Annotated in this window: 20 protein-coding genes; 14 read left to right on the top strand and 6 right to left on the bottom strand. The window is 62.5% G+C overall.

Annotated features, from left to right (window positions below; all coding sequences use genetic code 11):
* Positions 1-14: 14 nt before the first annotated feature.
* Entirely contained in the window at positions 15-1013 is a 999-nt protein-coding gene (locus tag RWJ89_RS01860) for a LacI family DNA-binding transcriptional regulator (RefSeq protein ID WP_316028253.1), read from the bottom strand.
* A gap of 240 nt (positions 1014-1253) precedes the next feature.
* On the opposite strand from RWJ89_RS01860, the gene RWJ89_RS01855 reads away from it, so the two are divergent.
* The 11 genes from RWJ89_RS01855 to RWJ89_RS01805 all read left to right on the top strand — a co-directional run bounded on the left by RWJ89_RS01855 (position 1254) and on the right by RWJ89_RS01805 (position 14207).
* Complete coding sequence (locus RWJ89_RS01855) at positions 1254-2570, top strand: MFS transporter (RefSeq protein ID WP_316030476.1); 1317 nt, start codon at positions 1254-1256, stop codon at positions 2568-2570.
* Positions 2571-2639: 69 nt separating this feature from the next.
* Complete coding sequence (gene ltnD / locus RWJ89_RS01850) at positions 2640-3584, top strand: L-threonate dehydrogenase (RefSeq protein WP_316030475.1); 945 nt, start codon at positions 2640-2642, stop codon at positions 3582-3584.
* A 14-nt stretch (positions 3585-3598) separates the two neighbouring features.
* Positions 3599-4375 carry a 2-oxo-tetronate isomerase gene (gene otnI / locus RWJ89_RS01845; protein WP_316030474.1) on the top strand — a complete coding sequence of 259 codons (777 nt, stop codon included), beginning with the start codon at positions 3599-3601 and terminating at the stop codon, positions 4373-4375.
* Positions 4376-4378: 3 nt separating this feature from the next.
* Positions 4379-5659: a 3-oxo-tetronate kinase gene (otnK, locus tag RWJ89_RS01840; protein ID WP_316030473.1), complete on the top strand. Its 1281-nt coding sequence runs from the start codon at positions 4379-4381 to the stop codon at positions 5657-5659.
* Positions 5660-5814: 155 nt separating this feature from the next.
* Positions 5815-6651, top strand: a complete 837-nt coding sequence (locus tag RWJ89_RS01835) for a GNAT family N-acetyltransferase (protein ID WP_316030472.1) — start codon at positions 5815-5817, stop codon at positions 6649-6651.
* A gap of 13 nt (positions 6652-6664) precedes the next feature.
* A complete protein-coding gene (locus RWJ89_RS01830) occupies positions 6665-8041 on the top strand; it encodes an aspartate aminotransferase family protein (RefSeq protein ID WP_131662653.1) in 1377 nt (458 codons plus the stop codon).
* Positions 8042-8263: 222 nt separating this feature from the next.
* Positions 8264-8977 (top strand): HAD-IA family hydrolase, encoded by a 714-nt coding sequence (locus RWJ89_RS01825; protein ID WP_131662652.1) that lies wholly within the window; start codon positions 8264-8266, stop codon positions 8975-8977.
* A 63-nt stretch (positions 8978-9040) separates the two neighbouring features.
* Positions 9041-10651 carry an ABC transporter substrate-binding protein gene (locus RWJ89_RS01820; RefSeq protein WP_131662651.1) on the top strand — a complete coding sequence of 537 codons (1611 nt, stop codon included), beginning with the start codon at positions 9041-9043 and terminating at the stop codon, positions 10649-10651.
* A 90-nt stretch (positions 10652-10741) separates the two neighbouring features.
* Positions 10742-11692, top strand: a complete 951-nt coding sequence (locus RWJ89_RS01815) for an ABC transporter permease (protein WP_131662650.1) — start codon at positions 10742-10744, stop codon at positions 11690-11692.
* A complete protein-coding gene (locus tag RWJ89_RS01810) occupies positions 11689-12555 on the top strand; it encodes an ABC transporter permease (RefSeq protein WP_131662649.1) in 867 nt (288 codons plus the stop codon). Before RWJ89_RS01815 ends, RWJ89_RS01810 begins: the two co-directional genes overlap by 4 nt.
* Entirely contained in the window at positions 12552-14207 is a 1656-nt protein-coding gene (locus RWJ89_RS01805) for an ABC transporter ATP-binding protein (RefSeq protein ID WP_316030471.1), read from the top strand. The genes RWJ89_RS01810 and RWJ89_RS01805 overlap by 4 nt, the downstream gene beginning before the upstream one ends.
* 275 nt (positions 14208-14482) lie before the next feature.
* Here RWJ89_RS01805 and RWJ89_RS01800 read toward each other — a convergent pair whose 3' ends face one another.
* Entirely contained in the window at positions 14483-14959 is a 477-nt protein-coding gene (locus RWJ89_RS01800; RefSeq protein ID WP_003562931.1) for an Lrp/AsnC family transcriptional regulator, read from the bottom strand.
* Positions 14960-15175: 216 nt separating this feature from the next.
* Here RWJ89_RS01800 and RWJ89_RS01795 point away from each other — a divergent pair, with 216 nt between their 5' ends.
* Positions 15176-16501, top strand: coding sequence for an NAD(P)/FAD-dependent oxidoreductase (locus RWJ89_RS01795; protein WP_316030470.1), 1326 nt, complete (start codon positions 15176-15178; stop codon positions 16499-16501).
* A gap of 112 nt (positions 16502-16613) precedes the next feature.
* On the opposite strand, the gene RWJ89_RS01790 is transcribed toward RWJ89_RS01795, so the two are convergent.
* The 4 genes from RWJ89_RS01790 to RWJ89_RS01775 are packed head-to-tail and all read right to left on the bottom strand — an operon-like array spanning position 16614 to position 21239.
* Entirely contained in the window at positions 16614-17465 is an 852-nt protein-coding gene (locus RWJ89_RS01790) for an alpha/beta hydrolase (RefSeq protein ID WP_316030469.1), read from the bottom strand.
* A gap of 11 nt (positions 17466-17476) precedes the next feature.
* A complete protein-coding gene (locus RWJ89_RS01785; RefSeq protein WP_316030468.1) occupies positions 17477-18964 on the bottom strand; it encodes an NAD-dependent succinate-semialdehyde dehydrogenase in 1488 nt (495 codons plus the stop codon).
* Positions 18965-18978: 14 nt separating this feature from the next.
* Entirely contained in the window at positions 18979-20208 is a 1230-nt protein-coding gene (locus tag RWJ89_RS01780; RefSeq protein WP_316030467.1) for an iron-containing alcohol dehydrogenase, read from the bottom strand.
* Complete coding sequence (locus RWJ89_RS01775; RefSeq protein ID WP_316030466.1) at positions 20205-21239, bottom strand: Ldh family oxidoreductase; 1035 nt, start codon at positions 21237-21239, stop codon at positions 20205-20207. The genes RWJ89_RS01780 and RWJ89_RS01775 overlap by 4 nt, the downstream gene beginning before the upstream one ends.
* Positions 21240-21335: 96 nt before the next feature.
* Between RWJ89_RS01775 and RWJ89_RS01770 the strand changes: the two genes are divergently transcribed.
* Positions 21336-22034 (top strand): GntR family transcriptional regulator, encoded by a 699-nt coding sequence (locus RWJ89_RS01770; protein WP_316028242.1) that lies wholly within the window; start codon positions 21336-21338, stop codon positions 22032-22034.
* A gap of 57 nt (positions 22035-22091) precedes the next feature.
* Complete coding sequence (locus RWJ89_RS01765) at positions 22092-22685, top strand: DJ-1/PfpI family protein (RefSeq protein ID WP_316028241.1); 594 nt, start codon at positions 22092-22094, stop codon at positions 22683-22685.
* Positions 22686-22691: the final 6 nt, after the last annotated feature.

Here is a 22691-nt window from a genome sequence, read left to right as displayed (position 1 = left end):
CAGTTCCTCCAATATTAGGCGGTTTCCCCTTCGATCAGTTCAAAGCCGAGATCGACGGCCTGCGGCGGCGCATTAGTGACGACCAGCTGCGCGGCGATCTCCCCGGTCGCGACTCGCGGCGTTCGGATGGTCGACAACGGCTGCGGTGTTGCCCGGCCGATATCGAGGCCGTTATAGCCGAAAATGGCGAGCTTCGAGGGGATCGCGATTCCCTCGGCCAGACAATGAAAATAGCCGCCCAGCGCCATATCGTCGTTGGAGAAATAAACCGCATTGAGATCGCTCGTCCGGGCAAGCAGCCGCTCCAGCCCCAATCTGCCGTTTTCCACGGACGAGGCGCCGGCGAGAATTTCGTGGGCGACGAGCGGGGTGTCATGCGCATCGAGCGTTTCGCAAAAGCTGGAAAACCGCTTGCCGGCACGGGTATCGCGGTTCAGGTCGTGACCGACATAGCCGATCCGGCGATAGCCCCGCTTGAGCAGGAAGGCAGCGCTCTCCCGCCCGGCCGCGCGGTTCGAGAAGCCGACCGCGATATCGAGAGCATCGCCGTCGAGATCGAGCAGCTCGACGACCCGGCACCCGCTGGCGCGCAGCATCTTCACCGTACCCTCGGTATGCTCGCATCCCGCCAGCATGACCGCCGCCGGCCGCCAGGCGAGCATCGCGGCGGCGAGCGCTTCCTCCTTGCCCGGATCATAATCGGTCACGGAAAAGACCGCCTGGTACCGGTTTTCCTCCAGAACGGCGCTGGCGCCGCGCAGCACATCGGGAAAGACGATGTTGGACAAAGAGGGAATGACGAAGGCGACAAGACGCGAACCGGTGGAGGCTAGCGTTCCCGCAATCCGGTTCGGCACATAGCCCAGCCGTTCGACGGCAGCCATTACCCGCTCGCGCGTCTTGCCGGAAAACGAACCGTGGTTGCGCAGCACGCGCGACACCGTGCTCTCGCCAACACCGGCCGCTTGCGCAACCTCGGCAAGCGTCACCGTCGGTTGATGTTTGAATTCCATCGTTACGTTTGAACCCGACTGTTGAGGCGGTTGCCCGGCCTGCCCGCCCGATGACCACCGTCCGGCCCCCCCATTTTTCACCGCTACCGCCAAGAAGCAAGGCTTTTTTGGCAGCGCTACCAATTTGCTGTTGGCAGCGCTGCCAAAATGGATTAATGAGAATGGCAGCGCTGCCAAAACGGATTGGCGCGTCGCGGGAGGGCCTCAAGGAGACCGCGGCAACAATCGGAGGAGAAAATCATGACGCTGCAGACGCAAGCGCCAGTTGTTGGCATACATCCCGCCCAGACGCTCGAAGACCGCGCCTATGGCAAGGTATTCTGGCGCATCGTACCCTTTTTGATGCTGTGCTACGTGGTCGCCTATCTCGACCGCGTCAATGTCGGTTTCGCCAAGCTGCAGATGTCGAGCGAGCTCGGCCTTTCGGAAGCCGCCTATGGCATCGGCGCAGGCATTTTCTTCATCGGTTATTTTCTGTTTGAAGTGCCGAGCAATATCATCATGAACAAGGTTGGCGCGCGGATGTGGATCGCCCGCATCATGGTCACCTGGGGCATCATTTCCGCCGCCTTCATGTTCACCTCATCGGAAACCGTCTTCTATGTGCTGCGTTTCCTGCTGGGCGTGGCCGAAGCCGGATTTTTTCCCGGCATCATTCTCTATCTGACCGCCTGGTATCCGGCCCATCGCCGCGCGAGGATCATCACCACCTTCATGTCGGCGATCCCGATATCCGCCATTTTCGGCAATCCGCTTTCGGGTCTCTTGATGGACAGTTTCCACCGCACGCACGGACTTTCCGGCTGGCAGTGGATGTTCCTGATCGAAGCCATTCCGGCTATTCTTTTCGGCGTTGCGACGTTCTTCTACCTTGATGATACGATCCAGGGCGCGAAATGGCTGAACGATGAGGAAAAAAGCGTGCTGACGGCCAATATCGAGGCGGAGAACCGGGCCAAGACAGCAAGCCCGCACAGCATCGGCGCAACGCTGACCGACCGCCGCGTCTGGCTGATGTGCCTGATCTATTTCTGCTTCGTGCTCGGGCAATATGGACTGAATTTCTGGATGCCGACCATCGTCAAGGCCTCAGGCGTCAACGGAAACCTCAATATCGGCCTGATTTCCGCGATCCCCTATATCTGCACATTCGTCGTGATGCTGGCGCTCGGACGTTCCGCCGACAGGCTGCGCGAACGCCGCTGGCACCTCGTCGTCCCGGCCCTCATCGCCGCCGGTGGTTTCGTCGCGGCGACGATGGCGACGAGCACGACGGTCTCGATCGTCTGCCTCTCGCTGGCCGCGGCCGGCGCCATCAGTTGCGCGCCGCTGTTCTGGTCGCTTCCGACGGCTTTTCTCGCCGGCACGGGCGCTGCGGCCGGCATCGCCTGGATCAATTCGGTCGGTAACCTCGCCGGCTTTCTCGGACCGTTTCTGGTAGGCTATCTCAAAGACTTCACCGGCACCAACAGCGCCGGCATGTACCTGCTGGCGGCTGCCTTGGTCATTGGTTCGCTGGCGGTGTTGACGGTTCCGGCGAAAAGCGTCAATCGCTGAACAACAGCCTCTCCGGGATGGCACCCGGAGGGGCGCAGACTTTTCCTCACAAGACTGGAGAACTCCCTCATGCCACCGCTTGCTGAAAACTCGGGCTCGGCCGTTGTCGCAGCCGTCATCGGTCTTGGTTCCATGGGGCTTGGAATGGCCCAGTCGATGAAGCGCGCAGGTTTCGATGTCGTTGGAAATGATATCACGCCGGCGGCGGTGGACCGCTTCATCGCCGATGGCGGACGTGGCGCGGCGACCCCTGCCGCTGCGGCAAAGGACGCCGACATTGTCGTCTCCGTGGTCGTCAACGGCGCGCAGACCGAGGCCGTATTGTTCGGGCCTGAAGGCGTTGCGCATGCGATGAAGCCCGGCGCCGTCTTCGTCTCGTCGGCCACCATGGATCCCGCCGTCGCACGCGATCTGGCACAGCGGGTGGAAGCTCTCGGCCTGCATTATCTCGACGCGCCGATTTCAGGCGGCGCGGCCAAGGCGGCGCGTGGCGAATTGACGGTCATGGCATCCGGCTCCAGACAGGCCTTCGGCGCGGCGCGCCCGGGTCTCGACGCCATGGCCGCCAAGGTCTACGAGCTTGGCGACGAGGCGGGAAAAGGTGCTGCCTTCAAGATGATCAACCAGCTTCTCGCCGGCGTGCACATCGCAGCCGCCTGCGAGGCGATAACCTTTGCCGCCAAGCAGTGCCTCGACCTCGACAAGGTCTATGAGGTGATCACGGCTTCGGCCGGCAATTCGTGGATGTTCGAAAACCGTGTGCCGCATGTATTGGCCGGAGATTATACTCCGCTCAGCAGCATCGAGATTTTCGTCAAGGATCTCGGTATCGTCCAAGACATGGCCCGCTCCGAGCGTTACCCGGTGCCGCTCGCGGCAGCAGCCTTGCAGATGTATCTGGCCGCCTCCGGAGCCGGTATGGGCCGTGACGACGATTCCTCGCTGGCGCGGCTCTACGCCAAGCTTTCCGGCGCTGAATTGCCCGGTTCCACCAAAGAGCCGCATAGCCTTTAAAAGGAACGCTACACATGCCGGTTTTCGCCGCCAACCTGACGATGATGTTCAACGAATGGGCGTTCCTCGACCGCTTCGACGCCGCAGCCGAGGCCGGCTTTGCGGCCGTCGAATACCTCTTTCCCTACGAAGCCACGCCCGAGGCAATCGCCGAACGGCTTGCCCGCAACAATCTGCAGCAGGCCTTGTTCAACCTGCCGCCGGGCGACTGGGCAGCAGGCGAGCGCGGCATCGCTGCCCTTCCCGGGCGGTTCGATGCGCTGAAGGCCGATGTCGAGCGGGCCTTGGACTATGCGGCGGCAACGGGCGTCAGACGGTTGCACCTGATGGCAGGCATCGCCGACCTTCATGACGAAGACGCCTCCTCCTGTTACCGGCGCTCCGTCACCTACGCCGCCGGGCGGATTGCGGAAAAGGGCATCGACCTGCTGCTCGAGCCGATCAACGGGCGCAACATGCCCGGATATTTCCTCAACGACTTCGCCGTCGCCGAGCGGCTGATTGCCGAATGCGGCCTGCCGAACCTGAAGCTGCAGTTCGACATCTATCACCGGCAGATTATCCATGGCGACGTCACTATGGCGTTGCGACGACTGCTGCCGATCGCCGGCCATATCCAGATCGCCAGCGTGCCGTCACGCAATGAGCCTGATGGGGAGGAGTTGAACTATCCCTATCTGTTCGGTGAAATCGACCGCCTGGGTTATGACGGTTTCGTCGGCTGCGAATACATCCCGCGCGGCCACACTCTGGACGGTCTTGGCTGGTTCAAACCTTTTGCGCGGAGCTAGACGATGGCTATTTTGCTCGGATCAATCGCTGACGACTATACGGGTGCCTCCGACCTCGCCAACACCCTGACGAAGAACGGTCTGCGCACGGTGCAGACCGTCGGCATCCCCGACCCGTCGCTGGCACTACCGGATGTCGACGCCGTGGTCGTTTCGCTGAAGATCCGCTCCGTCCCGGCCTCGGACGCCGTGGTGGCGGCGGCGAGCGCCGAGCGATGGCTGCGCCAGCGGGGCGCCGGCCATGTGCTTTACAAGATCTGCTCGACCTTCGATTCCACCGATGCCGGCAATATCGGTCCGGTCACCGACGCATTGATCGAGGCGGCGGGCGGCGGTGTCGTGCTGGTGACGCCCGCCTTTCCGGAAACGGGACGCACCGTCTATCTTGGCCATCTCTTCGTCGGCGGGCAGCCGTTGAATGAAAGCCCGCTCAAGGACCACCCCCTCAATCCGATGCATGACGCCAATCTCGTGCGGGTTCTCACCCGCCAATCGAGCAATGCCGTCGGATTGGTCGATCTCACCACCATCACGGCCGGACCCGGCGCCGTCAAGGCGAGACTTGACGCGCTCAGCACGGCAGGCGTCACTGCAGTTATTGCCGATGCAATTTTCGAACGCGACCTTGAAACGCTCGGCGAGGTCGCGTTGGAAACGCCGGTGTCCACCGGTGCGTCCGGCCTCGGACTCGGCCTTGCCCGCGCGCTCGTCCGCTCCGGTCGGATATCCTCCGGCGGTGCGACGACGACTGACGCCATTCGCCCCGTAGGCGGGCTTTCGGCGATCGTTGCCGGCAGTTGCTCCAAGGCGACGCTACACCAACTCGACATCGCCGAACGGTCGATGCCCGTCCTGCGGCTCGACCCGGAGCGGCTGCTTGCCGATCCCGATGAAATCGCCGCGGCGATTTCCTGGGCCGGAGACCGCATCTCCGCCGGCCCGGTCATCATCGCCGCGAGCGCTGCGCCTGAAACCGTGTCCCGGCTGCAATCGCTTTATGGACGAGAGGCCTCCGGCCACGCGATCGAGACCGCAACGTCGATCATAGCCGCCGAACTGGTGGAAAGAGGCGTGCGGCGCCTGGTGATCGCCGGCGGCGAAACCTCGGGCGCGGCAGTCGACAGGCTCGCCATTCCGGCATTTCTGATCGGCCCGGAGATTGCGCCCGGTGTGCCGGTGCTGCGCACCATCGGCAATGCCCAGGGCGATATGCTTCTGGCGTTGAAATCCGGAAACTTCGGAGGTGAGGATTTCTTTACGGCCGCGCTGGCGGTGATGCGCTGACAGGGCCTCGTTTCGATGAATATCGGTGGGCTCCAGCATAAGATGCGGCGGCCCATAACAGCAGCGCCATAAGATACTGCTTCAACCATGGCCTTCAGACGATCTGCCCGCCAGTGCTCCGGCAGACTGGCGGGTACGATATGAAGGACGCCCCCATGCAAACAAGTCAGATCGAAATCGTCCCGTTCGGCCCGGATCATCTGGAAGCCGCCGTCGCGCTCTCAAGACAGGCGGGCTGGCCGCATCGGACGGAAGACTGGCAGCTGCCGCTCGCCTTGAGCGACGGGATGGTCGCGGTCGAGGATGGCAGGGTCGTCGGCACAGTCCTCGTCACGCCGTACAAGTGGGATTGTGCGACGATCAATATGGTCATCGTCGACGAGACGATGCGTGGCAGGGGTCTCGGCCGAAAACTCATGGACGCCGCTTTGCTGACAGCGGGAGACCGGCCGTTGAGGCTGGTGGCGACGACGGAAGGTCTGCCGCTCTATCAGAAGCTTGGCTTCCACGAGACGGGAACCGTGCTGCAGCACCAGGGCCTCGCGGGAGAAATTGCCGCGCCGGCGGAAACGGAAGCCGCCACCGATGCCGATCGCGCTGGCATCGCGGAGCTTGACCGACTTGCCTTCGGCGCCGACCGCGAAGGGCTGCTCTCCTATCTCGCCGGGATCGGCGAATTCGCCGTCATTCGCCGCGACGGCCGCATATCCGGGTTCGCTTGCCTGCGTCCTTTCGGCCGCGGCGAAGTGATCGGACCGGTGGTGGCCGCCGACGTCGGCGAGGCCAGGAAACTCATCGAACATTTCATCGCCAGACGGCCCGGGCGATTCCTCAGGGTCGACACCACCGCCGAGACCGGGCTTTCCCCATGGCTCGCCGACCATGGGCTCGCCCATGTCGGCGGCGGAATCACGATGAAAAAGCCGTTGGTCCACGACATCGCTGATCCGACCGCCACCACCTTTGCCCTCGCCAGCCAGGCACTCGGCTGATCCGGAGATCTCCATGTATAGCAATTCCCTCATTGAACTCGATCGCGCCCACCTGATACATCCGGTCGCCTCCTATCGCGGCCATGAGAAGCTCGGCGTGCGCGTGCTGGCCTCGGCCAAGGGCGCGACGGTCACCGACGCCTCAGGCAAGCAGCTGATCGACGGCTTCGCCGGCCTCTGGTGCGTCAATGCCGGTTACGGCCACGAAAGCATCGTCGAGGCGGCCGCCCGGCAGATGCGCGAGCTTCCCTATGCGACGGCCTATTTCGGCCTCGGCTCCGAGCCCGCGATCCGACTTGCCAGCGAACTCGCCGACCGCGCACCGGGCGATCTCAACCACGTCTATTTTACGCTCGGCGGCTCCGATGCTATAGACAGCACGATCCGCTTCATCCGCTACTACTGGCATGCCCGTGGGCAACCTCAGCGCGATCAGTTCATCTCGGTTGAACAAGGCTATCACGGTTCCTCGACGGTCGGCGCGGGCCTGACGGCGCTACCTGCCTTCCATGCCGGCTTCGGCGTTCCCTTCGATTGGCAGCATAAGATTCCGTCTCACTATGCCTATCGCAACCCGGTGGGCGACAATCCGCAGGCGATCATCGAAGCCTCGCTTGCGGCGCTGAAAAGCAAGGTCGAGGCGATCGGGCCCGAACGTGTCGCCGCTTTCTACGTCGAACCGATCCAGGGCTCGGGCGGCGTTCTGGTGCCGCCGAAAGGTTGGATGAAAGCCATGCGCGAATTCTGCCGCGCGCACGACATCCTTTTCGTCGCGGACGAAGTGATCACCGGTTTTGGCCGCACCGGCCCGCTTTTTGCATGCACCGAGGATGAAGTCGTGCCCGATTTCATGACGACCGCCAAGGGCCTGACCTCCGGCTACGTCCCCATGGGCGCCGTCTTGATGGCCGATCACGTCTATCAAACGATCGCCGAGGGCGCGGGTGCTGCCGCCGTCGGCCATGGCTATACGTATTCGGCCCACCCGGTCAGCGCCGCGGTCGGACTCGAAGTCCTGAAGCTTTATGAAAACGGCCTTCTCGAAAACGGCGTCAGGGCCGGTGCGCGGCTGATGCAGGGCCTGGAGTCGCTGAGGGATCATCCGCTCGTCGGCGATGTCCGGGGCCGCGGCATGCTCGCCGCCGTCGAGCTGGTGGTCGACAAGGTGAACAAAACGCCGTTGCCGGCATCCGCCGAACCGGCCCGCCGTATCTTCGATCGCGCATGGGAAAACGGCCTCGTCATCCGCGCCTTCGGCAATGGGGCAATTGGCTATGCTCCGCCGCTTTGCTGCACCGAAACTGAGATCGACGCGATCGTCGAGCGCACCCGCATCACGCTGGACGAGACGCTGGAGGACCCGGACGTGCGTCGGGCGCTGCTGGCCTGAGAATATCGCGAAACCGTCAGATTCGGTATTTTGTGCCGCCTCATGCCGCCTATTCGGCGAATCCGGCGCAGTGCAGGTGACAAACTGAAGTCAACGAAAGGCCTGGATCCCGGCAGATGCGGGCCTTCCATACAAGAGCGGGACAATGACCCCGCCGGCGGAACAGAATTTTCTTCTTCGAGAAGCCGCGCTCCCACAGGAGCCGAACACTGGGGAATTCACGTGAGCAAGAGCCTTTCGGAATTCAAATACATGACCTTCGACGTCGTCGGCACGCTCATCGACTTCGAAGGCGGCCTCAAGACCTGCCTCGCCGAAATCGCAACCGAGGTCGGGACCGAAATCGACGGCGAGCAGGCGCTTGGCTTCTACCGCGCAGCCCGCTACTCCGAGGATGCCGATCTTTTTCCCGACGACCTCGTGCGCGTCTATCTGGCGATCGCGCCGAAGCTCGGCCTGCCGACTGAGCAAAAATATGGCGAACTGCTGCGGGACTCGGCCAAGAGCTGGAAGGCTTTTGCAGATAGCGCCGCGGCACTGGCAAGTCTTACGAAAGATTACCGCCTCGTGGCGATGACCAACGCCCGCCGCTGGGCGTTCGATTTCTTCGAGAGGGAACTCGGCAACCCCTTTTATGCCGCCTTCACCGCCGATGATACGGGGACCGAGAAACCCGATCCCGCATTCTTCGAGAAGGTATTCGACCACGTCGCCTCGCAAGGACATTCGAAGGACGACATCCTGCATGTCGCCCAGAGCCAGTACCACGATATCGGGATTTCCAGGAAACTCGGGCTGACCAATTGCTGGATCGAGAGGCGCCATGCCGTGAAGGGTTACGGCGGCACAATCGAACCGGCCGAGTTTACCAAACCCGATTACCATTTCACCTCCATGGCCGGCCTTGCCGATGCCGTGGCCGCCGCGCGCGCCTGACTTTGAAAGCAGATCGGGCCTGCCCGCAACGGGCAGCCCGCCACACAAGAAAAGGGGAATGAGATGAACGACAAGATCACCAATTGGACCAGCTCCGACGATGCCAGGATCGAAAGCGCCATCCGCCGTGGCGCCACCCGTCGCGAGTTGCTGCATATGATGCTTGCAGGCGGCGTGGCCCTGTCTGCCGGCGGACTCGTCCTTGGCCGCGCCGGCAAGGCGCTCGCCGCCACGCCCGTTTCCGGCGGCGCGCTCAAAGCGGCCGGCTGGTCGTCCTCGACGGCCGATACGCTCGACCCCGCCAAGGCGTCGCTCTCCACCGACTATGTCCGGTGCTGCTCGTTCTATAACCGCCTCACCTTCCTGGACAAGAGCGGCACGCCGCAGATGGAGCTCGCCGAAGCGATTGAGTCCAAGGATGCGAAAACCTGGACGGTCAAGCTGAAGAACGGCGTTACCTTCCATGACGGCAAGCCGCTGACCGCCGATGACGTGGTTTTCTCGCTGAAGCGCCATCTCGATCCGTCCGTCGGCTCTAAGGTCGCCAAGATCGCCGCCCAGATGACCGGCTTCAAGGCGGTCGACAAACAAACCGTCGAGATCACGCTGGCCAGCCCGAATGCCGACCTGCCGACGATCCTGTCGATGCATCATTTCATGATCGTCGCCGACGGCACGACCGATTTCACCAAAGCCAACGGCACCGGTGCTTTCGTCAAGGAAGTCTTCGAGCCGGGTGTTCGGTCGGTCGGGATCAAGAACAAGAACTACTGGAAATCCGGCCCGAACGTCGATTCCTTCGAATATTTCGCGATCAGCGACGACAATGCCCGCGTCAACGCCCTGCTTGCGGGCGATATCCACCTCGCAGCCACGATCAATCCGCGCTCTATGCGCCTCGTCGAGGCCCAGGGCGACGGCTTCACCTTGTCGAAGACGACGTCCGGCAACTATACAAATCTCAACATGCGACTGGATATGGAGCCCGGCAACAAGCGGGACTTCATCGAGGGCATGAAGTATCTCGTCAACCGCGAACAGATCGTCAAATCGGCGCTGCGCGGTCTCGGTGAAGTCGGCAACGATCAACCCGTTTCACCGGCGAACTTCTATCGTGACGCAGAGCTGAAAGCGCGAGCCTTTGATCCCGAGAAGGCGAAGTTCCACTTCGAAAAGGCCGGCGTGCTTGGCCAATCCATCCCGATCATCGCTTCCGATGCGGCGAGCTCGTCGATCGACATGGCCATGATCATCCAGGCGGCCGGCGCCGAAATCGGCATGAAGCTCGATGTGCAGCGAGTGCCATCTGATGGTTATTGGGACAATTACTGGCTCAAGGCGCCGATCCACTTCGGCAACATCAACCCGCGGCCGACCCCCGATATCCTCTTCTCCCTGCTCTACACCTCGGACGCTCCGTGGAACGAAAGCCACTACAAGTCGGAGAAGTTCGACAAGATGCTGATCGAGGCGCGCGGCTCTCTCGATCAAGACAAGCGCAAGACGATCTATAACGAGATGCAGGGCATGGTCGCCCAGGAAGCTGGTACAATCATTCCGGCCTATATCTCGAACGTCGATGCCACGACGGCCAAGCTCAAGGGCCTGGAAGCCAACCCGCTCGGCGGCCAGATGGGATACGCTTTCGCGGAATATGTCTGGCTTGAAGCCTGATTAAGCAAAGGAGACTGGGGCTGCAGCCCGCGCCCCAGTTCCTCCATCTGCATTGATGGAACTTAACTCGAACGCAAAGGGAAGACGCCCGTGAACCGCCAGGTCTTATCCCTTGTACTGAGCAGATTGTTCGTCGCCGTCATCACCCTGGTGATCGTCTCCTTCGCCGTCTTCTTCGCGACAACGCTGTTGCCTGGAGATACGGCGACGATCCTGCTCGGCCAAGCCGCCACGCCGGAAGCCGTCGAAGGCCTGCGCAAGGCCATGCATCTCGACGAGCCGGCCCTCTTTCGTTTCCTGCGCTGGTTAGTCGGACTGCTGCAGGGCGACCTCGGCACGTCCTATGCCAACGACATGCCGATCGCCGCTCTCATCGCCGGCCGCTTCGTCAACACGCTGAAACTTGCCGGCGTCACCGCGCTTTTTTCCGTACCGATTGCGCTGACGCTCGGGATCACTGCGGCGATGCTGCGTGGCACCCTTTACGACCGGACCGTCACCGTGATCACCATCGGCGTCATCTCCGTGCCGGAGTTCATGGTCGCGACCTCCGCGGCGCTCATCTTCGCCGTCTATCTGAAATGGCTGCCGGCGCTGTCCTTCGCCAATGAAGTCCACAGTCTGGCCGACCTGTTGCGTGTCTATGCCATGCCGGTGATCACCCTCACCTTCGTCGTCTCGGCCCAGATGATCCGCATGACGCGCGCGGCTGTCATCGAGACGCTCAACACACCCTATGTCGAAATGGCATTGCTCAAGGGCGCCTCCCGGCCGCGCATCGTCTTTCGCCATGCGCTGCCCAATGCGCTGGGTCCGATCGTCAATGCCGTTGCGCTTTCGCTGTCCTATCTGCTCGGAGGCGTCATCATCGTCGAGACCATTTTCAACTATCCCGGTATCGCCAAGCTGATGCTGGATGCCGTCGCCACCCGCGATCTGCCGCTAATCCAGAGCTGCGCGATGATCTTCTGCCTGGGCTACCTGCTGCTGATCACCATCGCGGATATCATCGCCATCCTTTCCAATCCGAGGCTCCGATGACCATGACCAGTTCCGAAACCACCTCCGGCCGGCTGTCCGGAACCCGGTTTGGCTATCGCTTCAACATCGTCGGCGCGATCGGCTTCACCGTCATCTTTTTATGGGCGCTCGTCGCGATCTTTGCGCCATGGATTATTCCCTACCCCGTCGGCGAAATTATCGATCTCGACTATTTCGGTCCGATGAGCCGTGAACTCTGGTTCGGCTCCGATTATCTCGGCCGTGACATGCTCTCGCGGATTCTGATGGGCGCGCGCTATACGGTCGGCATCTCGCTGGCGGCGGTCACGATCGCCTGTTTCAGCGGCGTGGTGCTCGGCATGATCGCAGCGGTCGTCGGCGGCTGGCCGGACACGATCCTCAGCCGCTTCCTCGACGCCCTCAACTCCATCCCGAGCAAGCTGTTCGGACTGGTGGTCGTCGCTGCCGTCGGCTCCTCGGTCCCGGTGCTGATCATGACGCTGTCGGTGATCTACATCCCGGGCGCTTACCGTTTCGCCCGGGCGCTCGCCGTCAACATCAATGCGATGGATTTCATCACGGTCGCGCGCATCCGCGGGGAAAGTACCCTCTATCTTATCCGCTCGGAAATCCTGCCCAACATTGTCGGGCCGGTGCTTGCCGATCTCGGCATCCGCTTCGTCTTCATCGTTCTCCTTCTTTCCGGGCTTTCCTTCCTCGGCCTTGGCGTCCAGCCGCCCTATGCCGATTGGGGTGCGCTCGTGCGTGAGAACATCGGCGGCCTGCCATTCGGTGCGCCGGCGGTGATGTTTCCCTCGTTTGCCATCGCCAGCCTGACGATCAGCGTCAACCTGCTGATCGACAACCTGCCGCAGAAAATCCGCGACCGGAGTGTGTCATGAGCAATTTCATCGAAATCCGTGACCTGAAGGTCGAGGCCACCACCGATTCCGGCCGTCGTGTCGAAATCATCAAAGGTGTCAGCCTCGATGTTGCCGAGGGCGAGATCGTCGCGCTGATCGGCGAGAGCGGCTCGGGCAAGACAACCATCGCCCTGACCCTGATGGGCCATACCCGTGCGGGCTGTCGTATCTCGGGCGGCAGCGTTTCGGTCGGCGGCAAGGACATGGTCACGCTCAGCGAGAAGCAGCGCGCCAAGGTGCGCGGCACCGAAGTCGCCTATGTGCCGCAATCGGCGGCTGCCGCCTTCAACCCGGCCACATCGATCATGGATCAGGTGATCGAAGTCACGCGTATTCATCAGCTGATGTCGCCGGACGATGCGCGCGCTCGGGCCGTCGAGCTCTTCCGGGCGCTGTCCTTGCCGGAACCAGAGACGATCGGCAGCCGCTACCCGCACCAGGTTTCCGGCGGCCAGCTGCAGCGTCTGGCGGCCGCCATGGCGCTGATCGGCGACCCGACCCTCGTCATCTTCGACGAGCCGACGACGGCGCTCGACGTCACGACCCAGATCGAAGTGCTCCGGGCTTTCAAATCGGTCATGAAGAAGGGCGGCATAGCAGGCGTTTATGTCTCGCACGACCTTGCCGTCGTCGCCCAGATCGCCGACCGCATCGTGGTCTTGAAAGGCGGAGAAACCCAGGAAACCGGCACCACCGACGAAATCCTCAACAATGCCAAGCATCCCTATACCAGGGAGCTGCTCGCTGCCTTCGAGCCGAAGCCGCGCGGCGCGGCAGGCCCGGCCGAACCCGCGACCGCTCCCCTGCTGAGCATCGAGGATCTCGTCGCGGGCTATGGACAGCGCCAAGCTGACGGCCTGCCGCTCGTTCGCGCGGTCGAGCACGTCAGCCTGAAGGTGGAAAAAGGCCGCAATCTCGGCATCATCGGCGAATCCGGTTGCGGCAAGTCGACGCTCGCCCGCACCATCGCCGGCATCCTGCCGGCCGCGGTCGGCAAGATCACCTTCGACGGCACGGAACTGCATCGCAACGCGCGCAAGCGTTCGCGTGATGAGTTGCGCGAGATGCAGATCGTCTTCCAATATGCCGATACCGCACTCAATCCGGCAAAATCGGTCGAGGACATCCTCGACAGACCTTTGGTCTTTTACCACGCAATGGATCGAAAGGCGCGGAACGCCCGGATCGATCAACTGCTCGACATGGTACGCCTGCCCCGCAACCTGCGCCATCGCCGGCCGGGCGAACTCTCGGGCGGCCAAAAGCAGCGAGTCAACTTCGCCAGGGCCCTCGCCGCCGATCCGAAGCTGATCCTTTGTGACGAGATTACCTCGGCGCTCGACACGGTTGTCGCCGCAGCGGTCATCGACCTGCTCAAGGAATTGCAGCGCGAACTCGGCCTCTCCTATATCTTCATCAGCCACGACCTCTCGGTGGTGGAGGCGATCTGCGATGAGATCGTCGTGATGTATGGAGGCCGGAAGGTCGAGGAGATCACCTCATCGACGGTGAAGGCGCCGCAACATCCCTATTCGCAACTGCTCTTCTCGTCTGTGCCAACGCTCGATCCGGCCTGGCTCGACGGGCTCCAGCAGGATCCGGAACTGGTGCGGGCTTATTGCCGGCACTGAGCGCCGATTCCACCGCGAAATTTCGAGAGTTGGGGCGCTTACAAGATCAAGCGCGCACCGGGTCAGGTCGTGCTGGAAAGCCTCGACTCCGCAGCAAGAGCCCAGCAAGTGGCAGCGAACATGGCTTTGGAAGGTAAGGCCGGAATTTTGTCGCAAGTCCTTCCAACCAGTAGAAGCTTATAGTTATAGGGAGAACAACCTGCAACAGAGAGCACCCGTATCCGCGCAGGACTGGTGAGAGACTCAAAAACCTCTACGCACTTGCTGGAGTAGTTCTAATGCGGAAATAAGGTGGTCAGCGGCATGTGGGCTTTGATGATCGGCGATTTCAGGACGACGAAGCTGAAATATTTGTCGATGCCGACATCCAGGTCAGTCAGCCGCTCCATGATCGTCTGGTATTCGTCGATCCCGGCGGTGACGAATTTCAGCATATAATCGTAGCCACCCGAAACCAGATGGCATTCGATCACCTGGTCGACTTTTTCGATCGCCGCCAGGAAGCGGGCGAAGTCGATCTGCCGGTGGTTTTTCAGGGTGATCTCGGTGAACACCGTCAGCGTCTGCCCCAGTTTGCTGACGTTGATCTGGGCCGAATAGCCTTCGATATAGCCCTCCGACTGCAGCTTCTTCACCCGCATCAGGCAGGGGCTTGGCGACAGATTGACCAGTTCGGCGAGTTCCACATTCGTGACGCGGCCATTCTTCTGCAGTTCGTAGAGAATTTTTACGTCGATCCGGTCGAGTTTCATCGCACACGCCCTCAATGACGCAGCAGATTATGCTGCTTGTTTCCCAGATCAACCTTAGCACATGACGTTGGCCTGTCGATCGCGTTGCGAGAAAGGCCGAAGCACAAACCGCTGCTGGCATCCTCCCAACACGGAATCTTCTGCTGCCACGAACCGATCTCCGGCAAAGCCGTGGCGTCGGATCCGCTACATTGTGGTTAAAACGGAGACTCTCCCATGCCCGCACCGCTCAATCGCGTCGACACCACGCCGGAACTGCCTTCCACCGCTGATGTCGTGGTCATCGGCGGCGGCATCGTCGGCGTTTTTGCGGCCTATTATCTCACTCGGCGCGGATTGAAGGTGGCCCTGGTCGAGAAGGGCCTGATCGGCGCCGAGCAATCGAGCCGCAACTGGGGCTGGTGCCGCCAGCAGAATCGCGATGCCCGTGAACTGCCGATGTCGACGAAGAGCCTCGATCTGTGGGAGCGTTTCGCCACTGAGACCGGTGAGGACACCGGGTTCCGTCGTTGCGGTCTTTTCTATCTCAGCAATAGCGACGCCGAACTGTCCGGCTGGGCGCGCTGGCGCGATTTCGCCCGCTCGGTCGGCGTCACGACGCATATGCTGAGCAGCACGGAGGCAACCGAACGCGGGCATGCCACCGGCACCTCTTGGAAAGGCGGGGTCTTTTCGCCGACCGACGGCACCGCCGATCCGGCAAGCGCTGCGCCGGCCGTCGCGCGTGCGATCCTGAAGCTCGGCGGCACGGTGCATCAATCCTGTGCAGCCCGCGGCCTCGAGGTCGAAGGCGGAAGGCTCTCCGGCGTCGTCACCGAGCATGGCACGATCCGGACAAAGATCGCCATCCTCGCCGGCGGCGCCTGGGCCTCCTCCTTCTGCCACCAACTCGGCATTCGATTTCCGCAAGCCTCGATCCGCTCCTCGATCCTCTCGGTTTCCGCCGGGGCCGGCGGCCTGCCGGATGCATTGCATACATCCGCCGTGTCGGTGACGCGACGTCGCGATGGCGGCTACACGCTGGCGATCAGCGGCCGCGGCCGCGTCGATCCGACGCCGCAGCAGCTTCGCTTCGCGCCACAGTTCCTGCCGATGTTTGCCCGGCGCTGGCGCAGTCTCGCACCCGGCGGGTTGGAAGGTTTTCGCTCAGGTCATGAATCTCTGGCACGCTGGCGGCTCGACAGGCCGACACCGATGGAGCGCATGCGCATCCTCGACCCGGCGGTAAACAAGGCCACCATTGCCCTCACGCATTCGCGGGCGCTGGAACTTCTTCCCGCCTTGAAGAAAACCGACATCAGCGCGGCCTGGGCAGGCTATATCGACAGCACACCCGACGGCGTGCCGGGGATCGGCGAGATCCCTACCCTCCCGGGTTTCATCCTCGCTGCCGGCTTCAGCGGCCACGGCTTCGGTATCGGGCCGGGCGCCGGTCATCTGATTGCCGATATCGTCACGGGCGATGAGCCGATCGTTGATCCCAGGCCCTACCACCCCGACCGCTTCGGGACATCCGCTTGGGGCAAAGTTGCCGATTTTTAGGGCGCAGTTGGCCTTTGCGCGACGTTCGACGACGCGGATCGGCACGACTTGGTACCGGCCATAGGAGCCGATGCATCACGCTTCGATTGCCACGATCACGAAAACCCGGAGGTCAAGGGAAGGTGTATCGCTTCGGTTCCTCATTGGCATTATTGGCAATCAAGGTGCGCAATGCTGCCGCCACAGGCGTGCCAGCGACGGCGAGATCGCGTACCGTGCTCATGTGATTGCCGTCTGCGACCTGCGATGCCCGCACGTCAAGCCCTTGGGCGGCAAGAATGTCCCTGAAAGCATTTGCCTGAATTTTGAACGGATCAGTTTCCAGTTCGCCGGTCATGATAGCGACACGCGTTGCAGGATCGTGCTCGTGACGCATGGGCGTAAACCGTCGCACCTCCTCGTCGCTCAAGGCAATCTCTTCACGCAGGAAAGACGCCTGCAGGGGTTCGAGATCGTACAGGCCGCCGAGCAGGAAAGCAGCAACTACGCCCGAAGGCGCCGGCGAGCGGTGGAAGAGAAAGGTTGCAAGATGTGCACCGGCGGAGTGACCGCTGACGGAGAATTGCTTCGGTGTGGCGCCAAAACGATCGGCATACGCCAGCAGGAATGCCTTGGCCTTCAGGACCTGACCAACCAGGACGTCCATTCTCGCCCCGGGCATCAAGGAATAATCGACGATGGCTGCGACCGCGCCGGCGCCGGTAATGGTCTCAGCGATGCAGGAGTAGTCCTCCTTGGAAAACATCCGCCAATAGCCACCATGGATGAACATGTGGATCGGCATGTCCGAGCCGGCGCTATCTGGCAGGAAGATATCGACGGTCTCGCCCGGCCCAGTCCCGTAGGCGATGTTGGCCTCCATGGCAACAGTGTGCCGCGTCGCAAGGCTGCGGGCACGGATATCGCCAACGATCGCGTCAAAATCTGCGACATGGTCACGAATGCGGAACGGATCGGCGGCCACAGGTTCCTCCCTCAGAAACTTGTCGCAATGTACTTGGCTTCCATGAACTCCGCGATACCGTGATGCTGCCCTCCTTCACGTCCAAGGCCGCTCTGTTTCACACCGCCAAAGGGGGCGGCGGGATCGGAGACCAGTCCACGATTAAGCGCAATCATGCCGGCCTCGACCTTGGAGGCGACCCGCATGCCACGGCCAATGTCGCGGGTATAGATGTAGGCGGCGAGACCATATTCCGTATCGTTGGCGGCAGCGATGACCTCTGCCTCGGTCTCGAAACGGTAGAGCGGCGCGACGGGACCGAAAATCTCCTCGCAGCCCATATCGGAGGCCGGGGGAACATCGACAAGCACCGTCGGTGGATAAAAAAAGCCGCGTCCCGCTAGTGTTCGTCCGCCACAGAGGACGTGCGCGCCGCGCGAAACGGCATCCGCAACCAGGCGCTCGATCTTCTCCACGGCCTTGCGTGTGATCATCGGACCGCATTCGGTATCCGGATCCACACCCGGGCCGACCCTGAGGGCGGCCATGCGTCGGGTGAATTTTTCCGCGAAGGCATCATGGATACCGGACTGGACATAAATGCGGTTTGCAGCCGTGCAGGCCTCACCCGCATTGCGCATTTTCGCGACCATCAGACCTTCGATCGCCGCGTCAATGTCCGCATCGTCGAAAACGATGAATGGCGCGTTGCCGCCGAGTTCCATGGAACACGAGATGACATTTTTCGCCGCTTCCGCCAGAAGCGTGCGGCCGACGCCCGTCGAGCCGGTGAAGGAAAGTTTTCGCACGCGCGGGTCGCCCAGCATGGCGGCGATGACGGGGCCTGGCGTCGATGTTGTCATCACGTTCACGACGCCCGGCGGCACGCCGGCCTCCTCGTAGAGAGCCGCAAGCGCATAGGCCGTCAGCGGCGTCTCGCTCGCCGGCTTCAGGATGACGGTGCAGCCTGCGGCAAGGGCAGGCGCGATCTTGCGGGTCGCCATCGCGGCCGGGAAATTCCACGGTGTGATGAGAACGCAGACGCCGATAGGCTGATAATCGACGACGATGCGGTTTCCACCGGCCGGCGCAATGCCGAACTCCCCGGAGATGCGCACCGCCTCCTCGGCATTCCACCGAAAGAACTCTGCCGCATAGGCGACCTCGCCGCGCGCGTCGCGCAACGCCTTCCCGTTCTCGAGCGAAATGAGCCTGGCAAGCGTTTCGGAGCGCTCCACCATAAGTTCGAAGCAGCGGCGCAGGATCTCGGAGCGCTTTCTCGGCGGCATCTCGCGCCAGCTTTCCGCGGCGCTTGCGGCAGCCTCAACGGCCGCCGCAGCATCCTTGGCCGTGGCGTCGGGCACAGAGGCAATGACCGCCTCTGTCGAGGGGTCGATCACCTCGATCCGGCCCTCGCCAGCCGCCGGCCTCCAGGCGCCGCCGATATAGAGGCCACGGGAGAACGCGCTGAGCCCGAAGGGATCATGGTCTGAATGCGGGGAATGCTGGTTGACGTTCATGATGATTTCCCAGGTCAGAGGGCGGAAGCGGCCAGGTCGCCTTCATAGGCGGCGCGCACCAGGCCGCGCATGGCGGCGGCATCGAAGGAGCGGGGATTGTTCTTGATCAACCGGCCGATGCCGAGCGCCTGCTCTGCGGCCCAGTCGATCCGGTCTTCCGGCAGGCCGAGGCTGGCGAGCGTCGGAGCGATGCCAATCGCGGCAAAGAGGCGGCTCACCTCTGCGATCGCGGCATCGGCAACCGTCTCGTCGTCCTCCACTCCGGTGGGATCGAGGCCGAGCGCCCTGCCGACGATGGCGATTTCCGCCGTAGCGACGCGGCGATTATAAGTCATGACATAGGGCAGCATGGTCGCAACCCCGAGGCCGTGCGGCGTATGGGTCAAGGCACCAACCGGATATTGCACGGCATGGGCTGCAGCGGTGCCCGCCGTTCCGAAGGCGCAGCCGGCTGCGAGCGCGCCCATCATCACATCGGCGCGCGCATCGATGTCGGCGCCGTCGACGAAGGCCTTTTCCAGGCCCCGGCCGAGGAGCCGGATGGCATGCAGCGCGAACTGGTCGGAGAGATCGCTCTTGCCGATGAAGACATGTTGCTGCGCAAGTTCCGGGTCGCCAGGGCGGCGCATGGCCGTGAAGGCTTCGATGGCATGCGTCAACGCATCTGCACCGGCAATCGCCGTGAGCCCAGGCGGGCAGGATAAGGTGAGTTCCGGGTCGCAGATCGCCGCCGTGGCGATGAGATATGGGCTGGAAATGCCAACCTTCAGGATACGGTCGGGATCGGAAACAACCGCAACCGGCGTCACCTCGGACCCGGTCCCTGCCGTCGTCGGCACGGCGATGACCGGCAGGACGGGCGCCGGCACCTTGAACTCACCGTAATAATCCGCGAGCGCGCCTCCGTGAGCGAGCAGGAGCGAAGCGCATTTGGCCATGTCGAGACAGCTGCCTCCACCGATGCCGATCACCATATCGGGCTCAAAGCCGCGCGAGGCTTCAACGCAAACCGCGACCGTATCTTGCGGCACGTCCGGCAGCGTACGGTCATGCACTAGGACGACGATGCCGGCCGCTTCAAGCGCGCCGATCATTTCCGCGAAGACGGGTGTTGCGGCAAAACGCGCATCCGTGCAGACGAGTGCGCGCCGGCCGGTCCTGCTGGCGACGCTCGCGAGCGCGTGGCGCTGGCCGACTCCAAACAGGATTTCCCGCGGCAACCTCAAGGCGGCAAACAGGCTCATGATCTTTGTCCCTCGAAGGCCAGAATGCGCGGGCGCGAAAGCGCGTTGAGGTCTTCCCAGAGGCGCTGGTCGATCTCGAACCCGTTGCGGCTTGCCGCCGCTCGCCGCCCGCGGGCACGATCGCCTGGGACGAGAACCGGTTCGCCGGCGCTGGCGGGCGGTGAAGCGCGCACGGCATCGAGATAGGTCGACAGCCGCTCCGGCAGTCCCGGCGCCAAACTGGGCTCGATCAAGATGAAGACGTCGCCCTTGTTGCACGGCGACTGGCTGTCGAGCGTGCCGCGCGCATCCGGCGCGAGCGCCGAGCCGGCAAGGGCTGCCACCAGCAGCTCCAAAGCAATGCCGAGGCCGTAGCCCTTCGCGTCGCCGAAGGGCGCAATCGCGCCGGCCTTCGCACGCCCCGGATCGGTCGTCGGCTTGCCAGCCGCATCGCGCGCCCATCCCTCGGGAATGGGCCTGCCGGTCGCCGCGTGATGATGGATCCTGCCCATCGGCACTAGGCTGGTGGCAAGGTCGAGCACGAGCGGTTCCTCGGCCGTTGGCACGGCGATGGCGATGGGGTTGGTGCCGAGCATCGCCCGGGTGCCGCCGAAGGGATGGACCAGCGCCTCGCTCGACGAGAGCGCGATGCCGACGAAACCCAGTGCGGCGATGGCCTCCACATAATGCGCGAGCATGCCGAGATGGTTGGCATTGCGCACGGCGACAAGACCGATACCAAGATCCGGAATGTGAGGCGCCAGCCGCTCGATCGCGGCCATGGCGACGACGGGGCCAAATCCCGACGATCCCTCCACCTCCAGCACCGCATCCGCGCGCCAGCGCTGCGTGCCCTTCGTCTGCGGGTCAATGACACCGCGCTCGATGCGCTCGACCAGCCGCGGAAGCCGGTACAGGCCATGCGAAGGGTGCCCCTTCATATCGGCCGTGACCAGGATGCGAGCCTGCAGGGCCGCATGGTCACGCGGTGCGCCATGCTCTTCCAGCAGGCGGGTGGCAAGTGCAAGCGCTGCTGCTTCAGATATGCGCATAATTTTTCCTCCCTATATTAAATCGTATAGGATATAGGATTGCCTTGGCCGCAGCATCGTGCTAGCGATTGAACCTGTCAAGAGGCAAGGCAGCAGATGATTTCGACGAGACCGAAGGAACCCTCGACGGGCACAACCCAGATACCGCGCGCCAACAGCCTGGCGGGCGACGTCTACGAGGCAATCTTCAACCAGCTCATGTCGTTGAAGATCGCGCCGGGGGCTCGGATTACGGTCGACAACCTGGTCAGGGAATTCAACGTCTCACACACCCCTATCCGCGAAGCCCTCGGCCGGCTTGAAGGCGAAGGCCTCGTCGTCAAGCAGCATTTGGTCGGCTATCGTGCCGCGCCGCAAATCACGCGCCACCGCTTCGACGAGCTCTATGAACTGCGCCTGCTGCTGGAACCTGCCGGCGCTGCGAAGGCGGCAGAGGCGATGAACGACGAAAAGCTGGCCATTCTCACCGAGGCCGCGGGCGTGATGACACGCAGCGACAACAGGGACGAACGAGCGAACTATTCGGCCTTCGCGCGCCAGGACGCTATTTTCCATGACCGGATCATGGAATTTGCCGGCAACGAGTTGATCCGCGAGATGCTGACATTCCAGCATACACACTTCCACATCTTCCGCCTGATGTTCCATCGCCGCGTCACCGAGGAGGCACTCGGCGAGCATCAGACGCTGCTTGATGCATTCGCGGCGCGCGACCCCGGCGCGGCTGCGAAGGCAATGCGCATCCATATCGAACATTCGCGCGACCGGCTATTGCCGGCCTTCGACGAAATCTGAGCAACCCCGGGCAGGCAAGGTCGTGCCTGCCCGATCTGACAATGAGGAGGAGAACCCATGCCAGGCAAGAAAATCCTGATGCTCACCGGCGATTTCACCGAGGAGTACGAAATCTTCGTCTTTCACCAGGCGATGGAGGCGGTCGGGCACACGGTGCATATCGTGTGCCCGGATAAGAAGGCCGGCGACATCCTCAGGACGTCGCTGCACGATTTCGAGGGAGACCAGACCTACACCGAAAAACTCGGGCACAACGTCACCATCAACAAGACGTTTTCCGAGGCCGAGAACCAGCTCGATCAGTATCATGCTGTCTACTGCGCCGGCGGGCGTGGACCGGAATATATCCGCACCGACAAGCGGGTGCAGGCGATGGTGCGTCATTTCCACGAGCAGGAGAAGCCGATCTTCACCATCTGCCACGGAGTCCAGATCCTGATCGCAGTCGACGGTGTCGTTCGCGGCAAGAAGGTTGGTGCACTTGGGGCCTGTGAACCGGAGGTCACCCTGGCGGGTGGAACCTATATCGACCTGTCGCCAACCGAAGCCTATGTCGATGGCACGATGGTTTCGGCCAAGGGCTGGACGGCGCTCGCCGCCTTTATGCGCGAATGCCTGAAGGTGCTGGGAACAGAGATCCACCACAGCTGAGACGAC

The organism is Rhizobium sp. 10PS4 (assembly GCF_032464805.1).
GTDB lineage: Bacteria > Pseudomonadota > Alphaproteobacteria > Rhizobiales > Rhizobiaceae > Rhizobium > Rhizobium laguerreae.
This window is presented reverse-complemented; position numbering and strand designations above follow the sequence as displayed.